The organism is Tepidiforma sp., assembly GCF_034433535.1.
Lineage (GTDB): Bacteria > Chloroflexota > Dehalococcoidia > Tepidiformales > Tepidiformaceae > Tepidiforma.
Window position 1 is genome coordinate 1 of record NZ_DAOUAO010000012.1, and the last position, 6,995, is coordinate 6,995.

At 68.8% G+C, this 6,995-nt stretch carries 6 protein-coding genes; 3 read left to right on the top strand and 3 right to left on the bottom strand.

Annotated elements, in window-relative coordinates:
• On the top strand, positions 1-1,287 hold a 1,287-nt coding region (locus VAE46_RS00720; protein ID WP_322794984.1), incomplete at its 5' end, for a hemolysin family protein.
• Positions 1,287-2,402, top strand: a complete 1,116-nt coding sequence (locus tag VAE46_RS00725) for an EAL domain-containing protein (protein ID WP_322794985.1) — start codon at positions 1,287-1,289, stop codon at positions 2,400-2,402. The genes VAE46_RS00720 and VAE46_RS00725, both read left to right, overlap by 1 nt.
• Positions 2,403-2,480: 78 nt before the next feature.
• Here the strand turns inward: VAE46_RS00725 and VAE46_RS00730 are convergent, their stop codons facing one another.
• The 3 genes from VAE46_RS00730 to VAE46_RS00740 form a co-directional block, all read right to left on the bottom strand.
• Positions 2,481-2,654, bottom strand: coding sequence for a DUF1059 domain-containing protein (locus tag VAE46_RS00730; RefSeq protein WP_322794986.1), 174 nt, complete (start codon positions 2,652-2,654; stop codon positions 2,481-2,483).
• A 69-nt stretch (positions 2,655-2,723) separates the two neighbouring features.
• Complete coding sequence (locus tag VAE46_RS00735; protein ID WP_322794987.1) at positions 2,724-4,706, bottom strand: ABC transporter ATP-binding protein; 1,983 nt, start codon at positions 4,704-4,706, stop codon at positions 2,724-2,726.
• Positions 4,706-6,637, bottom strand: a complete 1,932-nt coding sequence (locus VAE46_RS00740; RefSeq protein WP_322794988.1) for an ABC transporter ATP-binding protein — start codon at positions 6,635-6,637, stop codon at positions 4,706-4,708. Before VAE46_RS00740 ends, VAE46_RS00735 begins: the two co-directional genes overlap by 1 nt.
• A gap of 110 nt (positions 6,638-6,747) precedes the next feature.
• On the opposite strand from VAE46_RS00740, the gene VAE46_RS00745 reads away from it, so the two are divergent.
• Positions 6,748-6,995, top strand: a 248-nt coding sequence (locus tag VAE46_RS00745; protein ID WP_322794989.1) for a DnaJ domain-containing protein, incomplete at its 3' end; no start/stop codon positions are given.

Sequence of the window (6,995 nt, forward strand, 5' to 3'; positions counted from 1 at the left end):
GCCGCCGAATTCGCCTTCGTCGGCGTCCGCCGCACCCGCGTGGAGCAGCTCGCCGCCGGCGGCCAGGCCCGCGCCCGGCTCCTCCTCGGCGCGCTTCGCAACCTCGATGCCACCATCGCCGGCACCCAGCTCGGCATCACCATGTGCGGCCTCGCCCTCGGCTGGATCGGCGAACCCGTGCTCGCCGGCCTCATCGAGCCCGCCATCGCCGGCGCCTTCGGCTGGGCCCCCGAGCGCACCGCCGGCGTCGTCGCCACCGTCGCCGCCTTCCTGCTGGTCACCGCCGTCGTCATCATCTTCGCCGAGCTCGCACCCAAGTCCATCGCGCTCGCCCGCACCGAGCAGGTCGGGCTCGTGGTCGCTCCGCCCGTCCTCCTCTTCTCCCGCGTCTTCCGGCCGTTCGTCTGGTTCCTCCACCGCTCCGGCGCGCTCGTCGTGCGCCTGCTCGGCATCCGACCCGCCGGCGCCGAGGCGGAGTCGCTCGACCCCGAGGAGCTCGAGCTCGTCATCGAAGCCTCCGCCCGCGCCGGCCTGCTCTCCACCAGCGAACTCATGCTCGCCCGCCGCGCCCTCGAATTCAGCGCCATCCAGGCCGACCAGATCATGGTCCCCCGTACCGAGGTCGTCGCCATCGAAGCCTCGGCTACCCTCGATGACATCCTCGAACTGGTCGAACGCCACCACCACTCCCGTTACCCCGTCTACGAAGAGAGCCTCGACCACATCGTCGGCATCCTCGAAGTCAAGGACCTGGTCACCCTCGTCCGCCGGGGCGAAACCTCGTGGCGCCACCTTGTGCGCCCGGCCGTCGCCATCCCCGAGTCCGTCTCGGTCGAGGTCGCGGTCCAGGCGATGCGCGCGAAGCAGGTCCAGATCGTCGTCCTCGTCGATGAACACGGCGGCACCAGCGGCATCCTCACCGCCGATGAAGTCCTCTACCGCCTGCTCGGCCGCTGGCTGGGCGGCGGCACCCGCGACACCGAACCGGTCCGCACCCTGCCCGCCGGCAACCTCCTCGTCTCCGGCCTCGCCCTCATCGCCGACATCGAAGATGCCACCGGCGCCGACCTCGCCGATGAGGATTACGACACCGTCGGCGGCTTCATCATGGCCCGCCTCGGCCGCATCCCCCGTGTCGGCGACCGCGTCGATGTCCCGGGCTACCAGTTCCGCGTGATGGCCATGGACGGTCGCCGCGTGGACCGCGTCCTCATCGTGAAGCACAACGGCGTTGCGAACCCCGCCACTTCAGGCGAATCCGCACCGGGTCGAAACCCAGAGGTGTAATGTATAGCGAACCGGGCACCCTCGTGTGGGAGCAGGCGATCGCCCGCACGCTCCGCGACCCCTCCAGCATCCAGCTCTACCGCCAGCCGATCATCGACCTCGCCCGCGGGCTGACCGCCGGCTTCGAGCTGCTCGCCCGCTTCGCCAGCACCGGGCTCCAGGCCAGCCCCGACCGCTGGTTCGCCGCCGCCTATCGCCTCGGGCTTGGCCCCCAGCTTGAAGCCATCGTCCTCCGCCAGGCGCTCGCCCTCCGGGCCGAGGCCCCGCCCAACACCTTCCTCACCGTCAACCTCGACCCGGCCGCCCTCGCCCACGAAGAGGTCGCCGCCGTCCTCCTCGGTGAGCACGACCTCACCCGCCTCGTCGTCGAAATCACCGAGCACACCGAAGTGCATGATGCCGACCACCTCAATCGGCTCCTCGCCGAGGTGCGCCAGCGCGGCGCATTCATCGCCGTCGACGATACCGGCACCGGCTATTCGAACTTCCAGCGCCTCCTCACCGTGCGCCCGCAGTTCGTCAAGCTCGATCAGGCTTTCGTCCGCGGCATGGACCACGACCCGGTCAAGCGCACGCTCGTCGAGATGGTCGGCCAGTTCGCTGCCCGCATCGACGCCTGGGTCATCGCGGAAGGCATCGAAACCGAGGGCGAGCTGCGCGAGCTCGTGCGCATGGGCGTCCCGCTGGGCCAGGGCTACCTGCTCAACCGCCCCGCGCCGGGCTTCGAGCCGCTCAGCGTCGGCGTGCGCCAGGCCATTGCCGCCGTCCAGCCGTCCGAGGATCCGGACGCCGCAACGATCGCCAGCGTCCTCGAGCCCGTGGCTCTCCTCCCGCTGACCAGCTCGGAGGCCGACGGGAGCTCCGCGACGGCGGTGCTCGTTGACCACCATAGCCGGCCTGCCCCGGTGGTTCACCAGGAGCGGCGATTCCCCGCGCTCTGCGTCACGCCGTCCTGCGCGCTGGCCGATGTGGCCCCGCGGGCGATGGCCCGGCCGGCCGACGAGCGCTTCGCTCCGCTCGTGGTGGTGGATGACCTCGGCCGCCCGGTGGGTATCGCCCGCCTCGAGCGCATCGTCGAGGCGCTGGCCCGCCTGGCCGCCGCCAGCCCGGCCTGAAACGCCGCCTCGTGGACACGCAACGAGGGCGGCGGAGCTTTGCCCGTCGCCCTCGTTCCTCCCCGCTGTGTTCGCGGCTCAGGCCGCCCGGATGTGCTGGCGCACCTGCTCGACCAGGCCGGCCGGGATCTCCGTCATGCCGTGGTCCTCACGGGCGTGCTTCGCCACCGCCGCGAGGATCTTCTCCTCAGAATCGAACACCCAGGCCGCCTTGCAGCCCGGCACCACATCGCCGCAGGAAAACTTCTTCACCGGCTATCCCCTCCTTCGGGTCAGGCTACCGGGAATATCGGCAGCCGCGCGCCCGAACTTTAGCGCACCCTAACTCCCGCCGCCCGCCGGCTGCGCCGCCGTATTGCCCAGCACCTCGCCCCGCCGCCGGGAGGCAAACGCCTCGTCCTCGCTGACGTTCGCGGCGGCCTGGCGCGCCTGCTCCTGCTCGTAGGTCATCCGGTAGAGATTGGCGTAGATGCCGCCCTTCGCCAGCAGCTCCTCGTGCGTCCCAATCTCCGCAATCTGGCCCTGGTCGAGCACGACGATGCGGCTCGCCTCGCGGATGGTTGAAAGCCGGTGCGCAATCACGAAGGAGGTGCGGTTCTTGAGCAGCTCGCGCAGCGCCCGCTGGATGATCACCTCGGTTTGGGTGTCCACGTAGGCCGTCGCCTCATCGAGGATCAGGATGCGCGGCGCCGCCAGGATCGCCCGCGCGAAGCTGATCAGCTGCCGCTGCCCCACCGAGAGGTTCTGCCCGCGCTGTTGGAGCACCGTGTCGTAGCCCTTCTCCAGCCGCATGATGAAGTCGTGCGCGCCGACCGCCTTCGCCGCGCGCTCGATCTCCTCCTGCGTCGCCTCCGGGCGGCCGTAGGCGATGTTCTCCCGCACCGTGCCGGAGAACAGGTACGGGTTCTGCAGCACCACGCCCATGTGCCGCGTCAGCGAGCGCCGCTTGATGTCGCGGATGTCGTGCCCGTCGATCTTGATGGCGCCGCCCGTCACGTCGTAGCCGCGCATCAGCAGCGAGGTGATCGTCGTCTTGCCCGCGCCGGTGGCCCCCACGAGCGCGATCGTCTCGCCCGGCTCCACGTGCAGCGTGATGCCCCGCAGGATCGGCACCCCTTCGATGTAGTGGAAGTGCACGTCCTCGAAATCCACCCGCCCCTCGATATCCTCGAGTTCGATGGCGTCCGGCCGGTCCTTCACCCGCGGCTCGGTATCGAGCACCTGGAAGATGCGCTCGCCGCCGGCCATCGCCCGCTGGAGCATCGTGTACTGCAGCACCAGGTCGCGGATGGGGTCGAAGAACCGCCCCACGTAGAGCGTGAAACTCGTCAGCACGAAGAAGAAGTGGGCCACATCGACGTCCGACGCGTTGAGCGCCCTCCAGCCCCCGACGATCACGACCGCCGCCGTGGCGATCGCGACCGCCAGTTCGATGACCGGCATGATCGCCGCGCTCAGCATCGCCGCCCAGATGTTCGCCCGCCGGTTGTCCTGGTTCAGGATGTCGAAGCGGCGGATGTTCTCGTTCTCGCGCGACATCGACTGCACGGCCTTCACGCCCGAGACGTTCTCCGCCAGCGTCCCGTACAGGTTCGAAACCTTGATGCGCACGTTGATGAACGCCTGCCGCGCGTGCCGCGCCCAGAACACCATGATGAGCACCAGCGGCGGCACGATCGCGAAGGTCACCGCCGCCAGCAGCGGGTCGATGCTCAGCAGCACCACCACGATGATGGTCAGCCCGATGATGTCGGCGAAGAACGTCAGCGAACCGCTCGTCAGCAGCTCCTGCATCACCGTCACGTCGCTCGTCAGCCGGGAAATCATCCGCCCCACTTCCATCTCGTCGTAGAAGCTGAGCGAAAGCCCCTGCATGTGGTCGTACATCTGGGTGCGCAGCTTCAGCAGGATGCGGTTGCCCATCCATGCGGTGGTCAGCTGCTGGGTGTAGGCGCTCAGCCACTGGACCACCGCCAGCCCGAGCATCACCCCCAGGAGAATGCCGATCCGTTTCGTATCATGATTGATGCCGGCCTGAACGGTCAGGCCGATAAGCAGCGGCTGCACGAAGCTCGAAAGCGCCGAGGTGACCATGCAGAGCAGCGCGATCGCCGCCTGCACCTTGAACTCCTTCAGGTACGGCAAAATCCGCCGCACCACCTGCGCGTCGTAGACCTTGCCGAGGTATTCGTCGTCCCAGCCGTCGGCGCCGCGGCCCATCATCGCCCGGCCCATCGGGCCGCCGGGCTGCCCGCCGATGCCGCTGCTCCAGCCGCCTGCGCCTGCGCCGCCCCACATGCCCATCAGGCACCACCTCCTGCCTGGCCCTCGGCCGCCAGCCGCGCGCGCACCCGCTCCACCACCTGCGGCGGCAGCCCTTCCGTCTCGCCCCGGCGCACCCGCTCGCGAATCCGCTCGGCCAGCCCGGCGCCGTCGCTGACAGGCGGGGCCGCGACCGGCCGCCCCAGCGCCTCTTCCTGGTCCTTCAACTCCAGTTCGAAGATGCGCCGGTAGAGCCCTTCCTGCTGGATCAGCTCGTGGTGCGTGCCCCGCTGGATTACCCGCCCCTGGTCGAGCACCAGGATCTGGTCGGCCCGCATCACCGTTCGCAGCCGCTGGGCAATCACGAACGTCGTCCGCCCCTTCATCAGCTCCTGCAGCGCCTGCTGAATGAGAAACTCCGTCTGGGTGTCCACGCTGGCGGTGGAGTCATCGAAGATCAGGATCTTCGGGTCGAGCAGCAGCGTCCGGGCGATGGCGATGCGCTGCTTTTGGCCGCCCGAAAGCGTCACGCCCCGCTCGCCGACCCACTCGTCGTAGCCATACGGCAGCGAAACGATGAAGTCGTGGATGCGCGCCGCCTTCGCCGCCCGCTCGATCTCCTCCTGCGAGGCGTCCGGCCGGCCGTAGGCGATGTTGTCGCGGATGGTCCCGATGAACAGGAAGACGTCCTGCTGGACGATGCCGATGTTCCGCCGCAGCGACTCGATCGTCACATCGCGGATGTCGATGCCGTCGATCAGGATGCGGCCTTCGGTCACGTCGTAGAAGCGCGGGATGAGGTTCACGACCGTCGATTTGCCCGAGCCGGTCGGGCCCAGCAGGGCGATCACCTGCCCCGGCTTCGCATCGATCTCCACCCCCGAGAGCACCGGGCTCAGGTTGTCGTAGCTGAAGCTCACGTTCTCGAAGACCACGTGCCCCTTCACATCGGTGAGCGGCACGGCGCCCGGCTTCTCCTGCACCGCCGACTGCGCATCGATCAGCTCGAACACCCGCTCCGCCGAGCTGATGCAGCGCGCAATGATGTTGATCATGAAGCCCAGGGTCCGCACCGGCAGCTGCAGCAGGTTGAGCCAGAGGGTGAACGTCAGCACGTCCTGCGCCTGCAGCGACCCCCGCGAGATGAGCCACGCCCCCACGCCCACCGTGGTGGCGATCTGCGCCGCCGAAATCCCCTGCAGCAGGGGCTGGTTGTTCGCCTGGATAACCGCCGCCTGGTAGGAAAGGTCCGCCTGCCGCTTCGCCGCCTCCGCGAACTTCCTGCTCTCGTAGTCTTCGCGCGAGAACGCCTTGACCACCCGGATGCCCGAGAGCCCTTCCTCTGCCACCTGCGTCATTTCGGCCTGGTTCTGCTGGATTTGCAGCCACATCGGCCGCAGCCGCCGGCTCGTCACAATCGAGCGCCACGCCAGGATCGGCAGCGACACGATCGAGACCAGCGCCAGCTGCCAGTTGATGATGAACATCCCCACGATGGAGATGAGCAGCATCAGCACGATGTAGCCCAGCCGCAGCGCCCCCATCGCGAAGAAAATCCGGATGTTCTCCACATCCTGCGTCGCCCGGCTCATGATCTGGCCGGTCTGCACCTTGTCGTGGTAGGCGAAGCTCAGCCGCTGCAGGTTGTCGTAAATCCGGTTGCGAATGTCGTACGCGACCGACTGCCCGATCGTCTCCCCGAGGTACTGCTGCCCGAAGGCGGCCGCCCCGCGGGCAATGGCGAACGCCACGATCGCCAGCGCGCCAAAGATCAGCAGCCGCTCGTTGCCGTCGAGCCCGACCAGCCGCCCGTCGGCATCACGCACCGGCTGCAGGCCGAAGTCGATGGCGAATTTCACCAGCAGCGGGCTGATCATCACGAACGAGCCGGCCGCGAGGACGCACAGCCAGGCAAGGATCAGCTGCCCGCGGTATGGCTTCAGGTACGGGACAAGACGCAAGAGCCAGCGCAACGCTCGATGCCCTCCTCGGCAGCAACCGTATCATACCTTGACGCAAACGTGAAAGTGCGCTGGCCCACCGGCCAGTCAAACGCGCGCGGCCGCCGTGGGATACTGAAAGCGTGAGCCGACCGCGCGACTACTACGCCGAGCTCGAAGTGGCCGCCACCGCCTCCCTCGAGGAGATCCGCGCGGCCTACCGCCGGCTCGCCCGCGCCCACCACCCCGATACCAACCCCGACCCCGCCGCCGCCGAGCGCATGCGCCGCCTCAACGAAGCCTGGGAGGTGCTGCGCGACCCCGTCCGCCGCGCCGACTACGACCGCACCCGCCCGCGGCCCGGCCCCCGCCCCTTCGCCCGCACCGCAGC

Excerpts from the sequence above, each read along its gene's own strand:
- VAE46_RS00725 (WP_322794985.1), top strand. The coding sequence starts at position 1,287 with ATGTATAGCGAACCGGGCACCCTCGTGTGGGAGCAGGCGATCGCCCGC.
- VAE46_RS00735 (WP_322794987.1), bottom strand. The coding sequence starts at position 4,706 with ATGGGCATGTGGGGCGGCGCAGGCGCAGGCGGCTGGAGCAGCGGCATC.